This is a genomic window from Capnocytophaga sp. oral taxon 329 str. F0087 (assembly GCF_000213295.2).
In the GTDB taxonomy this organism is placed as follows: Bacteria; Bacteroidota; Bacteroidia; order Flavobacteriales; family Flavobacteriaceae; genus Capnocytophaga; species Capnocytophaga leadbetteri_A.
This window is the reverse complement of the sequence record NZ_KN390005.1, coordinates 22,379-35,434: the sequence shown is the minus strand read 5'-3', so window position 1 is coordinate 35,434 and position 13,056 is coordinate 22,379. Positions and strand designations below refer to the sequence as shown.

The 13,056-nt window shown below is 38.9% G+C and carries 13 protein-coding genes; 11 read left to right on the top strand and 2 right to left on the bottom strand.

All coding sequences use genetic code 11. The annotated features are described in order from the left end of the window. The first annotated feature begins 10 nt into the window (after positions 1 to 10). From HMPREF9074_RS06370 to HMPREF9074_RS06340, 7 genes are all read left to right on the top strand, one after another. Entirely contained in the window at positions 11 to 565 is a 555-nt protein-coding gene (locus HMPREF9074_RS06370) for a thioredoxin family protein (RefSeq protein WP_009392732.1), read from the top strand. A 145-nt stretch (positions 566 to 710) separates the two neighbouring features. Beyond that, positions 711 to 1,874 carry a sigma-54-dependent transcriptional regulator gene (locus tag HMPREF9074_RS06365; RefSeq protein ID WP_009392731.1) on the top strand — a complete coding sequence of 388 codons (1,164 nt, stop codon included), beginning with the start codon at positions 711 to 713 and terminating at the stop codon, positions 1,872 to 1,874. 41 nt (positions 1,875 to 1,915) lie between these two features. Next, complete coding sequence (locus HMPREF9074_RS06360) at positions 1,916 to 2,554, top strand: SanA/YdcF family protein (protein WP_009392730.1); 639 nt, start codon at positions 1,916 to 1,918, stop codon at positions 2,552 to 2,554. 24 nt (positions 2,555 to 2,578) lie between these two features. Next, the gene (locus tag HMPREF9074_RS06355; protein ID WP_009392729.1) at positions 2,579 to 2,932 is read left to right on the top strand and encodes a 4Fe-4S binding protein; all 354 of its coding nucleotides are present in this window, start codon (positions 2,579 to 2,581) and stop codon (positions 2,930 to 2,932) included. Positions 2,933 to 3,005: 73 nt separating this feature from the next. After that, positions 3,006 to 4,649 (top strand): vWA domain-containing protein, encoded by a 1,644-nt coding sequence (locus tag HMPREF9074_RS06350; RefSeq protein WP_009392728.1) that lies wholly within the window; start codon positions 3,006 to 3,008, stop codon positions 4,647 to 4,649. Between the two features lie 77 nt (positions 4,650 to 4,726). Beyond that, positions 4,727 to 6,730, top strand: a complete 2,004-nt coding sequence (locus tag HMPREF9074_RS06345) for a DUF3857 domain-containing protein (protein WP_009392727.1) — start codon at positions 4,727 to 4,729, stop codon at positions 6,728 to 6,730. Positions 6,731 to 6,737: 7 nt separating this feature from the next. Continuing rightward, positions 6,738 to 8,042 (top strand): flexirubin biosynthesis putative acyl-CoA ligase FlxY, encoded by a 1,305-nt coding sequence (locus HMPREF9074_RS06340; protein ID WP_009392726.1) that lies wholly within the window; start codon positions 6,738 to 6,740, stop codon positions 8,040 to 8,042. A gap of 1 nt (position 8,043) precedes the next feature. Here HMPREF9074_RS06340 and HMPREF9074_RS06335 read toward each other — a convergent pair whose 3' ends face one another. After that, entirely contained in the window at positions 8,044 to 8,487 is a 444-nt protein-coding gene (locus tag HMPREF9074_RS06335) for an acyl-CoA thioesterase (protein ID WP_009392724.1), read from the bottom strand. Between the two features lie 119 nt (positions 8,488 to 8,606). Here HMPREF9074_RS06335 and mraY point away from each other — a divergent pair, with 119 nt between their 5' ends. After that, on the top strand, positions 8,607 to 9,860 hold the full coding sequence (mraY, locus tag HMPREF9074_RS06330) for a phospho-N-acetylmuramoyl-pentapeptide-transferase (RefSeq protein WP_009392723.1): 1,254 nt from the start codon (positions 8,607 to 8,609) through the stop codon (positions 9,858 to 9,860). On the opposite strand, the gene HMPREF9074_RS06325 is transcribed toward mraY, so the two are convergent. Further along, positions 9,861 to 10,523, bottom strand: coding sequence for an alpha/beta fold hydrolase (locus HMPREF9074_RS06325; protein WP_009392722.1), 663 nt, complete (start codon positions 10,521 to 10,523; stop codon positions 9,861 to 9,863). A 209-nt stretch (positions 10,524 to 10,732) separates the two neighbouring features. Here HMPREF9074_RS06325 and HMPREF9074_RS06320 point away from each other — a divergent pair, with 209 nt between their 5' ends. From HMPREF9074_RS06320 to serC, 3 genes are read left to right on the top strand one after another with little or no spacing between them, the layout of a single operon-like run. Further along, on the top strand, positions 10,733 to 11,014 hold the full coding sequence (locus HMPREF9074_RS06320) for a GNAT family N-acetyltransferase (RefSeq protein WP_009392721.1): 282 nt from the start codon (positions 10,733 to 10,735) through the stop codon (positions 11,012 to 11,014). 21 nt (positions 11,015 to 11,035) lie between these two features. Beyond that, positions 11,036 to 11,989: a D-2-hydroxyacid dehydrogenase gene (locus HMPREF9074_RS06315; RefSeq protein ID WP_009392720.1), complete on the top strand. Its 954-nt coding sequence runs from the start codon at positions 11,036 to 11,038 to the stop codon at positions 11,987 to 11,989. Next, on the top strand, positions 11,989 to 13,050 hold the full coding sequence (serC, locus tag HMPREF9074_RS06310) for a 3-phosphoserine/phosphohydroxythreonine transaminase (RefSeq protein ID WP_009392719.1): 1,062 nt from the start codon (positions 11,989 to 11,991) through the stop codon (positions 13,048 to 13,050). Before HMPREF9074_RS06315 ends, serC begins: the two co-directional genes overlap by 1 nt. Positions 13,051 to 13,056: the final 6 nt, after the last annotated feature.

Below are 13,056 nucleotides of genomic sequence, written 5' to 3'. Positions count from 1 at the left end.
CAAGTACCTTATGACAAAAAAACTTATCGCTATGGTGGTGCTTTTGTTTGCAGCCACTATTACTCTTGAAGCTCAAGAAATTAAATGGATGACTTTTGACCAAGCTATTGCAGCACAAAAGAAGAAACCTAAGAAAATATTTATAGATGTATACACCAGCTGGTGTGGCCCTTGTAAGATGTTGTCTAACAACACTTTTGCTAACAAAGATTTAGCAAAATACGTAAACGACAATTACTATGCGGTGAAATTTAACGGTGAAGGTAATGAAGTGGTAAACTACAAAGGACAACGTTTTGAAAACAAAGGTTATGACCCAGCTTTGGCAGACCGTAGAAACTCAATTCATCCTTTTACTAACTACTTACAGGTGCAGGCTTACCCTACTATGCTATTCTTAGATGAAAATGCTGACCTAATAACCAGCATAGCTAGCTATATGACACCTTCGCAGTTAGAAGTGTATTTGAAACTATTTGCTACTAACGACTATAAGAAAATCACTACCCAGCAAGAGTTTCAAAACTATCAAAACAACTTTAAAAGTACTTTTAAAGCTAACTAATAGCGTCCATTTTAAAATCACTTTTTCATAATTAAAAAGAAAAACTCTTGACATAATGTCAGGAGTTTTTTATTTTTTTATTATTTTTGCAAACTGATTAGCCAATTGGCAAATTGATAAATCAACGAACTGACACATTAACAATATGACAAAAATACTTATTATAGAAGATGAATCGGCTATACGGCGGGTACTTTCTAAGATATTGCAAGAAGAAAGTAAAGAATACGAGGTCTTTGAGGCTTCAGATGGTATAGAAGGTTTAGAAAAACTGAAAAAAGACGATTACGACTTGGTGTTGTGCGATATCAAAATGCCTAAAATGGACGGATTGGAGGTGCTCACCGAGGCTAAAAAGATAAAACCAGAAGTTCCTTTTGTGATGATTTCGGGTCACGGCGACTTAGAAACGGCTGTAAATGCTATGCGTCTGGGGGCTTATGATTATATTTCTAAACCGCCCGATCTAAATCGTCTGCTCAACACAGTGCGCAATGCCCTCGACAAACAAAAGTTGGTGGTAGAGAACAAACATCTGAAGAAAAAAGTGAGCAAGCGCTATGAGATGATAGGCGAGAGTGCCCCACTACAACAGATACGACAGATGATTGAAAAAGTAGCTCCCACTGAGGCTCGTGTGCTTATCACAGGTTCTAATGGTACGGGCAAGGAGTTGGTAGCGCACGCTATCCACTGCCAGAGTGAGCGGGCTGAAGCTCCGATGATAGAAGTGAACTGTGCCGCTATTCCTTCAGAATTGATAGAAAGTGAGTTGTTCGGGCATATAAAAGGGGCTTTTACCTCGGCTGTAAAAGACCGCGCAGGTAAGTTCGAGGCGGCTAATAATGGCACTATTTTCTTAGATGAGATAGGTGATATGAGTTTGTCAGCCCAAGCGAAAGTACTGCGTGCTTTGCAAGAAAATAAGATTACCCGTGTGGGTAGCGATAAGGACATCAGTGTAGATGTACGTGTGATAGCGGCTACTAATAAAGATTTGAAAAAAGAGATAGCTGAAGGGCGTTTTCGCGAGGATTTATATCATCGTTTAGCGGTAATACTTATCAAAGTCCCCTCTCTTAACGAACGCCGCGATGATATTCCGTTACTTATCTCTCATTTTTCTGATAAAATAGCTGAAGAACAAGGCATAAGTCCGAAGAAATTTAGCAAAAAAGCTATAGAACTATTGCAAAAGCAGGATTGGACAGGAAACATCAGAGAACTTCGCAATGTGGTAGAGCGTCTTTTTATCTTAGGAGGTAAAGAGATTTCAGAAGACGATGTAAAGGCCTTTGCAGGCAAATAATTTGCTGATGAAGTGATACCTTGAAAAACAAATAATAAAAAATGAAATCTTTTTTTAAACCTTTAAGGAATAAATATTTCTGGAGGGGAACTATTTTGCTATCGCTGTGGTTGCTCTTGGTGATTATCGCTTGCAATGTGCAGGTAGATAGAAAAACAGCCAATGCCTTATACAGCGATGTAAATGCCGTGCCTACTTGCGAGGTAGGTTTGTTATTGGGTACTAATCCTTATCTGAAAAATGGGCAGCCTAATAAGTATTTTCTTTATAGAATAGAGGCGGCTGTGCAGCTGTACGAGGCAAAGAAAATACAATACATATTGGTGAGTGGCGACAATCATCGAAACGATTATAACGAACCTGAAGAAATGAAAAAAGCCTTGATGCAGAGAGGGGTACCTGAAGCAAACATCATATTAGACTATGCAGGTTTTAGAACATTAGATTCGGTAGTGCGTGCTAAAAAGGTGTTTGGTAAGGAGCGTTTTCTTATTATATCGCAGCGATTTCATAATCAACGGGCATTATATTTAGCCCAACACCACCATATAGAAGCAGTAGGCTTTAATGCCCAAGATGTAACGGCTTACTACGGACTGAAAACACGCGTGCGCGAATATCTGGCACGATTTAAACTTTTTATAGATCTGTGGTTTGAAGTAACGCCCAGATTTACTTAACAAAAAATAATTGACAATAAAAAAATGGCTATAATAATAACGGATAATTGTATTAATTGTGGGGCTTGTGAACCAGAGTGCCCCAATAATGCTATTTATGAGGGCGGACAAGAATGGAGCTATGCCGAAGGGACAACACTAAAAGGAAAAGTTGTGTTGCCAAGTGGTGCTGAGGTAGATGCCGATGAGATGATACAGGCTGTTAGTGATGACTATTACTTTATAGTAGCTGATAAATGCACTGAGTGCATAGGCTTTCACGATACGCCTCAATGTGCGGCAGTATGTCCGGTAGATTGCTGCGTACCTGATGGTAATCACCAAGAAACGGAAGAGGAACTTTACGCTAAAAAGCGCTTCATTCATAATGAAGAGTAAAGTTTAATTTATTGATGAGTTTGGCACATCATTTGTTTTTATAAGGGTGAAAAACTCTAATAAAAATATCCTTATGAAAACAAATGTATCCTTATGTATAGCAGCTGCCCTAATGGTAGCGGCTTGTGGCGACCCCTCTCACCGGCATAACAGCGGTGAAAAGGTAAGTGTAATCAATTCTACACCAGATGAGGTAATAGAAGAAGATGTAGAGATAACGTCGAATGAAGCTGCCCTAATGGAGCCTTCGGCAAATGCTACATCTAAGATGATTCTCTCGTCTCCACCCCCACCCCAACAGCGCAATGCTGAAACCTACAAAGAGATAAAAGAAAATTCATTTGTGGCGGTAGCACAACAACCTGTAACTACTTTTTCAGCAGATGTAGATAGAGCTGCTTATGCCAATGTACGCCGCATAATAGGCTACGGACAGATACCCCCAAAAGATGCGGTACGCATAGAGGAGATGGTAAATTATTTTGATTACGACTATCCCGCCCCTGAAGAAGGAAGTGCCAGTCCGCTACGGGTATCACCCGAATTGGCACCTGCTCCTTGGAATCCTAACCACTTATTACTTCGTATTGGGTTACAAGCTAAGAAGATAGACCTTGCAAAAGCACCCCCTTCTAATATTGTATTCCTTATAGACGTATCAGGCTCTATGGACGAAGAAAATAAATTGCCCTTATTACAATCTTCTTTCAAAATGTTATTAGGGCAACTCAGACCCGATGACAAAGTAGCGATAGTAACCTATGCTAATGGAACTAAAGTAGCGCTTCCGTCTACTAGTGTGAAAGACAAAGAAAAAATAATAAAGGTGCTTGACAATCTCTATGCCAGCGGAGGTACTTCAGGTGGCAAAGGTATACAGTTAGCCTATGAACAAGCTCAAAAATCGTTTATAAAGAACGGTAATAACCGTATTATTTTAGCTACTGATGGCGACTTCAATATAGGAATAAACAATACGACAGATTTAGAGAAATTCATCGAAAAACAACGAGAAAGTGGTATCTATATGTCAGTTTTGGGCTTCGGAATGGGTAATTACCGCGATGATATGGCAGAAACCATAGCCGATAAAGGCAATGGTAACTACGCCTATATAGACAACATTACCGAAGCTAAAAAAGTGTTAGTAAATGAGTTGAGCGGCACCCTTTTCGCTGTAGCTAAAGATGTAAAACTACAGTTAGAATTTAACCCTAAATACGTAAAAGAATACAAGCTAATAGGTTATGAAAACAGAATGCTCGCCAATGAAGATTTTACTAACGATAAAAAAGATGCTGGCGAGATAGGGGCAGGGCATACGGTTACTGCACTTTATGAGTTAGTACCTTCAGACGGGAAAGTAGCACAAAGTCTTCGCTATCAGTCACAAGAGTTAAACGAAAAAGGCAAAGGCAATGAGTTAGGATTCCTCAAAATACGCTACAAAGACCCTAAAGTGAAAGATGCTAAGAGTGTAGAAATAACCGAACCTTTGATATTCAACAAAAAAGCCTTAAAAGAGACTAGTGCTGACTATAGATTTGCCGCCAGTGTAGCCGAATTTGGCATTTTGCTAAGAGACAATAGCAACAAAGCTAACGCTACTTACGACCAAGTAATAGAATTGGCCGAAGGGGCGATAGGCAAAGACCCAGAGGGCTACCGAAAAGAGTTTGTCAGATTAGTTAAAAGTGTAAAAATGTTGCCGAAATAAAATAAAAAGTATTACCTTTGCAGCCACTTGTAGTTTGTAACTATAAGTGGCTATTTTTGTAAAAATATAATAAGAACGTGCAAACAGAAGAAAAAGAACTTTACCGCTTTATACAAGCACCTGATTGGGCAAACACCCTATCAGATACTGAAATAATAGCTTTATTAGTAGATACCGACTTCTCGCGAGAGCAAACCGATGAGGGGCGCGACTACTGCTATTTCTTGCATAAATACAGTAAAATAGACATTGATAGTACCTCCGATTATACCTTTATGGCTTATACGCTTACGCAACCAGAGAACTTAGAGCGTGCCTCGATGTATGATATGATATTAGAAGAGAATGAATTTTTTAATATCCACCGTATCAGTGTGTACCGCAATGGTGAACTTATAGATAAAACTCCTGATACTACCATAAAAGTGCTCGATAACGAAAATCAGAGTAACAGAGGTGTTATCAGCAGTTCTAAAAAGCTCAATTTTTCTATAAAAGACCTTCATTTAGATGATATTCTCATTTTGGAAGACACTAAAGAAAAAGTGTTTACCGAAAAAGAGTTTTTGCGTCGCGACTTTATGAAATATATCTATGTAACCCCAGATACTTATTGGGCTTATGGTAGATACCACTTTAAACTTATCAATAACAGAGATAAACGAGTAGCTTATAAAAATGTATTTTTCCGCGATGAAGAAAGAAATGTGCTGCCTAGTGAGGTGAAGTACTTAGCACAAGGAGAAACTTTTGAAATCGTTGAAAATGATTATATCAATCCTGTAGACCCTAATCGCGAGATATTCCCTTTTATAGATTTTGCTACCGATAGCAATTGGAAAGACCTCTCTAACTATATTTATCCTTTGTATGAAGGGGTATTCAATGCTCAACTTACTGATTTTGCTCCAGATTTGGTAGCTAAATTAGATGCTATGCCTACCCTTGATGAAAAACTGCAGTACGCTATAGAATTTGTACAAAATAACATCTACTATGTGTACAATGCCGATGAGATGAATGGGCATAAACCACAAGAACCTGCTGTTACTTACCAAAATAAGCAAGGAGACTGCAAGGCAAAATGCGTATTGCTGAAGTGCGTACTCAACTACTTGGGGGTAGATTCATCAGTAGTATTAGTGAATTACAATGTAGATTTCTACCTAAAATACTATTTACCTTCGCTGCTCTCGTTTAATCACGTAGTGGTGAAAATCAACCATCAAGGGCAAGAGTATTTTATAGATGCTACCGCTCGTAATGAGTTTGGCCGATTAGAGAAACGCGCTGTTATCTCTTTCTGTTTCTATATGGAAATTTTGCCTGACCAAGAATTACAAGTACGCAAGCCTATTCGTTTTGCTGATTATTGCATAGATGAGAAGATTAGCTTGATAGTGAAAGAAAATAAAGGTAAAATAGAGCTACTGACTACCTATCGATACAACCGTGCTAATACAATGCGAGGCTATTTCAAATCAAGTAATAAAAACGAGCGTTTAGATAGTTGGAACAACTCATTATTTTATGCTCTTAATTACGCAAATGACCGTAAAGGCAAGGATTTTCGCGATATATTCAAAGATGCTACCCTACAAATAGTGAAAGACGATAAGGTAGAAAACGAATTGACGGTGAAATATGAGGCTACTATAGAAAATCCTTATTTTGTAGACCCGCAAGGGAAACGTTTCCTTATGTATTTTGACGGTAGTGTGCTGAAAAATAGTATAAGAGAGCACCAACACAGCGATGTGAGCTTCTGGCATAATTTCGATAGCGAACGCTATGAAATCTACCTACAAACCGATGAAAATATTGATACTAAAGAGAAGTACACTATACAAGAGTGCGACATACAGAACAAGTATTTTACTCATAAGACCCAAAAGTTTATTACTAAAAACTCGGGCAAAGTGATAGTAGAGTACAATCCGCTGATGAATATAGAGATTCCGTTAGACAAATTAGAGCCAGTACGCGAAGACTACCATACAATGGCTGATAGCAACTTTGGTATTGGGATAGATGTAGTAGAGAAAGGATTTTTAAACTCGCTTAAAAGACTTTTTAAATAAAGTTTAAATGAAAGATTGGGTACCAGAAATAGAGAAGCAATCGCAGGCTGATATAGTAGCTTTGCAAGAGAAAAAGTTGCAAGAAGTGTTAGCGTATGTAAATGAGCATTCGGCATTCTATAAACGACTTTTCAAGGAGCATAATATCAATGTGTCGGCTATTAAAACACTTTCTGACCTGACTAAGCTCCCTACTACCTGCAAAGATGATTTGCAACGTGATAACGATGCTTTCAGATGTGTGCCTAAATCAGCTATTGTAGATTACGCTTCTACTTCGGGTACACTTGGTACGCCTGTTACTTTTGGCCTGACGGATAATGATTTGAATCGTCTTGCCTATAATGAGGCTATTTCATTGGCTTGTGCAGGTATAAAAAAGGGAGATGTAGTGCAGTTGATGACTACTATTGATAGGCGTTTTATGGCAGGACTAGCTTACTTTTTAGGGGTACGCCAATTAGGAGCAAGCATCGTAAGGGTAGGGGCAGGGATACCAGAGTTACAGTGGGATAGTATTAGACTATACGAACCTACCTATTTGATAGCTGTGCCATCATTTTTGCTGAAAATGATAGCTTATGCCGAAAAAAATAGGATAGACTATGAAGCCTCATCAGTAAAAGGAGTAGTATGTATAGGAGAGTCTCTTAGAAATCAGGATTTTAGTAATACTCTTCTCGCTGAAAAAATAGCCGAGAAATGGAAAGGGATAAAACTTTATTCTACTTATGCCTCTACAGAGATGAGCACTACTTTTACAGAATGCGAATACCAGCAAGGGGGGCATCATCATCCTGAGCTCATCATCACTGAAGTATTAGATGATGCAGGTAATAGAGTAGGAGAGAACGAAAGTGGAGAGTTGACTATCACCACATTGGGGGTAGAAGCAATGCCCTTGGTACGTTTTAGAACTGGCGATATAGTGACGATGCATACAGGTACTTGTGCTTGTGGGCGCAATACAGCTCGGGTAAGTCCGGTATTAGGGCGCAAACAGCAGATGATAAAGTATAAAGGAACGACTTTATACCCACCAGTATTGATGGATTTGCTCACTAATTTTGAAGAAATAGAGAATTACATCATAGAAATAAGTACAAATAGCATACTCACTGATGAAATACTTATCAGGATAGGTACACACACCCCAACAGAAGCTCTAAAAGAGCGTATTAGTAATCATTTTAGAGCTAAAATAAGAGTCGTGCCTAAAATAGAGTATTGCGATATCGCTATGTTAGAGCGAGAATTGTACCCATTGGGCAGTAGAAAACCAATGAAATTTGTAGATAAACGAAAAGGTTAGTTTAAAAAAGTTCTTTCATTTTGTTTTTCCACTTCTCGTAGAAAGGAGGTGGGTAAAGAGCGAGGGAATTATCAGCCAGCGAGGTAAATACTTGTACTGTTTCGCCTATACATACTAATTCGTCAGCTTCGTTATAAAGGAAGTATTGGAAGACCAATTTGGCTACAGAAGTAAGCATATAGTGTGTTTCTACGCGTAGTTGCTCTCCGTATTGCACCATTTTTTTGTGTTCGCAAAGAGATTTTACGATAGGGGTAGCGTAGCCTTCACGTTGTACATCAAGGTATGAAAGTCCGTATTTTCGACCGAAAGCCTCTCTTCCTTCTTCAAAATATTTAATATAATTGCCGTGCCAGACGATACCCAAGGGATCAGTTTCGCTAAAACGCACCCTAATAATGACAGAGGCAGTAAGGGTTGTAGGTGTATAAGAATCTTTTCGCATATTAGATAACTAAATACTAATTAAGCAGCAAAGGTAATAAATAAAGTAGAACTACCTATTAAATTAATAATAGTTTTGTATCTTTGCGGCCATTAAAATAAAAATAAAAGACATAAATAATGCTATATCATCTATTAGAAAACTTAGAAAATTACGATTTCCCAGGGTCGGGATTATATAAATACCTTTCGTTTAGGGCGGGAATGGCTCTGCTGCTTTCGCTCTTGATTTCTACTATTTACGGTAAGCGTATTATTAGCTTTTTACAACGTAAACAGATAGGTGAAACTGTCCGTGATTTAGGGCTTAGTGGACAAAATGAAAAAGCAGGTACGCCTACTATGGGGGGGATTATTATTATTCTCGCTACACTTATACCTGTGCTTTTGTTGGCTAAACTAAACAATGTCTATACTATTTTGTTACTTATCACTACTGTATGGATGGGTACTATTGGTTTTATAGATGATTATATCAAGACATTTAGAAAAAATAAAGAGGGACTCAAAGGGCGTTTCAAAGTATTAGGACAAGTGGGACTTGGTATAATAGTGGGGGCAACTCTCTATTTTAGCGATGCCGTAACTATAAAAAGTGAAAAAACAGGAATAGGGCGCACGCGTACCGAAGTGGTAACAACTGCTAACAGTGAGATAGCAGATACTACTAATGAGGTAGTAGTGCCAGAAATAAAATCGACTAAGACAACTATTCCTTTTGTGAAAAATAATGAGTTTGACTATGCAGACCTAATAGCTTGGACAGGCAAAAATTATCATCACTATGTGTGGTTAGTATTTATTCCGTTGGTTATTCTGATAGTAACAGCAGTCTCAAATGGAGCAAACTTAACTGATGGTATTGATGGATTAGCAGCGGGTAGCTCGGCTATTATAGTGCTCACCTTAGGGATTTTTGCTTGGGTGTCGGGGAATATCATTTTTTCGGAATATCTGAATATAATGTATATCCCCAGAGTGGGTGAGATGACTGTATTTATAGCAGCTTTTGCTGGTGCTTTAGTTGGTTTTCTGTGGTATAATACCTATCCTGCTCAAGTATTTATGGGTGATACGGGTAGTTTGACTATAGGCGGTATCATAGCAGTTATTGCTATTGCGGTGCGAAAAGAGCTATTGATACCAGTTCTTTGTGGTATTTTCTTGGTCGAGAACTTGTCAGTAATACTGCAAGTCGCTTATTTTAAATACACTAAAAAGAAATATGGGGAAGGAAGAAGAATATTCTTAATGTCGCCTTTGCACCACCACTATCAGAAACGAGGCTATCACGAAAGCAAAATAGTAATGCGCTTTCTAATAGTAGGGATTTTCTTGGCGGTAATATCAATAGTTACACTGAAGATTAGGTAATTAGTCGTTAATCATATTGATAAGGTGTTCGTTGAACCATTTATAGCGATTGATAATCATAATATGTGTGCCACCGTGGATAACGGTGGCATTTTTTATATACTGAATAGGAAAAACAGGGTCTTTATCGCCGTGAATATGAATTGTACGGGGTAAAGGCTCTTTTTGTTGCCAATTGACAATACGGTCAATAGACCAATCGAGGTAGGAGGGAGAACGTAAACCGATATATTTTTCGTATAAAGTTAAACGTTTGTTCATCGCTTCAGAAAAAGAAAAACGTTTCCAGAACTCTAAATGGCTAATAGCTCTCACAGGTAATAACTTGTGTAAGTAAGTATAACGAGCCAATAGCATCTTCTTAGGGAGTTCGTATTGCGTTTTCACACTCGATATAATCACTACTTTTTTATAATTTATTTGCTTAGCTACTTCTTGCATTATAATTCCACCAAAAGATACGCCTAAAAGAATAGGATTAGGAGCCGTAATTGTACTTGCTAAACGACTGGCATAATGCGCTAAGGACTCATCTTCTTCAGGCATAATCCAGTCGAGGAGGTGAATGTCGTAGGCATTTGGGAAATGCAACCGCTCGAAAATCTTAGGGCTTGCCGCCATTCCCGGCATTAAATAAATTGTAGGCTTATCTTTTATATTCATTTCTTATTGCTTTTTTACGAAAAATTAGTAACTTTGCACCGGATTAAGTATTAGTATCCTTCGATGATTGTTCGCTCATCGTTCGCTCATCCTTCGGTGATCGTTCGCTCATCGTTCGCTCATCGTTCGGTGAAAACTAATGCTTGGCAAAGTTACGATATTTTTTGAATAATACATATTACTAATTAAAAAACTAAAAACATATTGCTATGGAAGTAACAGATAGTGAATTTTCGCGTCAATATCAGGCTAAGCAAAATGGGGAACTCGCCTTTGTAGAGTACTCAATTCAAGAGCGTAAAATATTTTTTACAAAGACCTTACTTCCCGAATCGGCTGATGAAGCCTTTGTAGATGAATTTTTCAAAGGGGTTCTGGCTCTTGTATCGCAGAAAAAGTATAAGGTGGTACCGGTATGTCCGGCAGCTATTGCTTTTTTTAAACGCAACAAAGAGTACAAAGAGGTGCTATCGGCTGGCATCAGAATTTGATAATATATAAAATAAATTTATATGAAAGCAGTATTTTTAGACCGTAACACGCTCTCAGAGCGTATAGATGTTGATATTCCTAAGGGAGTAAACCAATGGGTGGCTTTTCAGAAGACTGCCCCTGATGAAATAGTACAGCGCCTGAAGCCGGCAGACATTGCTATTGTAAACAAGGTGAAAATAGATGAGGCTATCCTTAGACAATTGCCTAATTTGAAACTTATTCACCTAACTGCCACAGGTATGGATAATATCGATAGAGAGGCTGCGAAAGCCTTAGGAATTGAGGTGAAGAACGTAGCGGGCTACTCGACAGAGAGTGTGACAGAGCACTTCTTTATGTTGCTGTTATCGGCTATGCGTGCCTTGAAGACTTACCACGAGAGTGTAGCTGATGGTACTTGGCAAAAAGATGGTCGTTTCTGTTTGACAGAGCCTGCTGTATTGGAATTGCACGGTAAAACCTTGGGTATCATAGGAGTAGGCAACATAGGCAAATCGATAACAAAAGTAGCAAGAGCCTTTGGTATGCGTGTGTTATGGGCAGAGAGACAAGGGGTTGCCCCTCGTAATGAAGAATATACAGACTTTGGCAAAGTGTTGTCGCAGAGTGATATAATAGCGATAACCTGCCCTCTAACCCCAGAAACAAAGCACTTAGTGAATGAAGAGTTTATCTCTAAATTGCGAAAGAAACCGTTGTTAATAAACATATCGCGTGGGGCAGTAGTAGACCCGCAAGCGGTTTATGAAGCTATAGAAAGCAATAGAATAATGGGCTTTGCGGCTGATGTATTTGAGAAAGAACCTCCAGCAGCTGACGACCCTCTGCTAAAAATAGCTAATCACCCTCGTGTGATTTATACCCCTCACATCGCTTGGGCAAGTGAGCACGCACAGGATAAGCTATGGCGCATACTCAAACAACAAGTAGAAGAATTTATAGTAAAATACAAAGCAGAACACAAAGAATAATGAAAAAACACAACTTTAGCGCGGGGCCTTCAATATTAGCTCCTGAAGTATTTGAGAAAGCTTCGAGAGCTCTGTTAGACTTCGAAGGGACTGACTTATCGGTAGCTGAAATATCGCATCGCAGTGCAGAATTTGTACGCGTAATAGAGCGCGCTCGCTCTTTGGTTTTAGAAATAGCCGGTTTAGACGATACATATACAGCACTTTTCTTACAAGGAGGAGCGAGTATGCAGTTTCTGATGGTGCCTTATAACCTATTGGAACGCAGGGCTGCCTATGTAGATACGGGTACTTGGGCAAATAAGGCTCACAAAGAGGCGACTCTTTTTGGCGAGGCTATCGTAGTGGCAAGCTCGAAGGCAGAAGGATATAAATATATTCCGAAAGAAATAAATGTACCTACAGAGGTAGATTATCTACATATCACCACTAATAACACTATCTATGGTACGGAGTATCATTCTATTCCGGATACGAAAGTGCCTTTGGTAGCTGATATGAGTTCGGATATTTTTTCACGCCCGATGGATTATAGCAAGTTTGACCTTATATATGCGGGTTCGCAGAAGAATTTAGGCGCTTCGGGTTCGACTTTAGTACTAATAAAAAAAGATATATTAGGCAAAGTGAGCCGAAAACTCCCTTCGATGATGGACTATCAGTTGCATATCAAAAACGATAGTATGTATAATACGCCTTCTACTTTTGCCGTATATGTAAATCTATTGGTATTGGAATGGCTACAGGCTCAAGGAGGGCTTAAGGCTATGGAAGTTAGCAACCGAGCTAAAGCTGACCTACTATATGCTGAGATAGACCGCAATCCGTTGCTAAAGGGCTATGCTGAGAAGGAAGACCGCTCTCTGATGAATGTGGTATTTAACCTGACAGATGAGAGTACTCAGGTGCGCCTTGATAGCCTTTGCAAAGAGGCTAACATCAGTGGTGTGAAAGGACATCGGAGTGTGGGTGGGTATCGTGCTTCTATTTATAATGCGATGCCAATAGAGAGTGTGCAGGTATTAGTAGAGGTGCTAAAAGAGTTTGAACGAACTGCTTAGAATAGA

What these genes read in the sequence shown, in the direction of transcription:
- HMPREF9074_RS06370 (WP_009392732.1), top strand. Translation starts at nt 11, where the DNA reads ATGACAAAAAAACTTATCGCTATGGTGGTGCTTTTGTTTGCAGCCACT.
- HMPREF9074_RS06325 (WP_009392722.1), bottom strand. Translation starts at nt 10,523, where the DNA reads ATGAATATAAAAGATAAGCCTACAATTTATTTAATGCCGGGAATGGCG.
- HMPREF9074_RS06355 (WP_009392729.1), top strand. Translation starts at nt 2,579, where the DNA reads ATGGCTATAATAATAACGGATAATTGTATTAATTGTGGGGCTTGTGAA.
- mraY (WP_009392723.1), top strand. Translation starts at nt 8,607, where the DNA reads ATGCTATATCATCTATTAGAAAACTTAGAAAATTACGATTTCCCAGGG.
- HMPREF9074_RS06320 (WP_009392721.1), top strand. Translation starts at nt 10,733, where the DNA reads ATGGAAGTAACAGATAGTGAATTTTCGCGTCAATATCAGGCTAAGCAA.
- serC (WP_009392719.1), top strand. Translation starts at nt 11,989, where the DNA reads ATGAAAAAACACAACTTTAGCGCGGGGCCTTCAATATTAGCTCCTGAA.
- HMPREF9074_RS06335 (WP_009392724.1), bottom strand. Translation starts at nt 8,487, where the DNA reads ATGCGAAAAGATTCTTATACACCTACAACCCTTACTGCCTCTGTCATT.
- HMPREF9074_RS06350 (WP_009392728.1), top strand. Translation starts at nt 3,006, where the DNA reads ATGAAAACAAATGTATCCTTATGTATAGCAGCTGCCCTAATGGTAGCG.
- HMPREF9074_RS06365 (WP_009392731.1), top strand. Translation starts at nt 711, where the DNA reads ATGACAAAAATACTTATTATAGAAGATGAATCGGCTATACGGCGGGTA.
- HMPREF9074_RS06340 (WP_009392726.1), top strand. Translation starts at nt 6,738, where the DNA reads ATGAAAGATTGGGTACCAGAAATAGAGAAGCAATCGCAGGCTGATATA.
- HMPREF9074_RS06315 (WP_009392720.1), top strand. Translation starts at nt 11,036, where the DNA reads ATGAAAGCAGTATTTTTAGACCGTAACACGCTCTCAGAGCGTATAGAT.
- HMPREF9074_RS06360 (WP_009392730.1), top strand. Translation starts at nt 1,916, where the DNA reads ATGAAATCTTTTTTTAAACCTTTAAGGAATAAATATTTCTGGAGGGGA.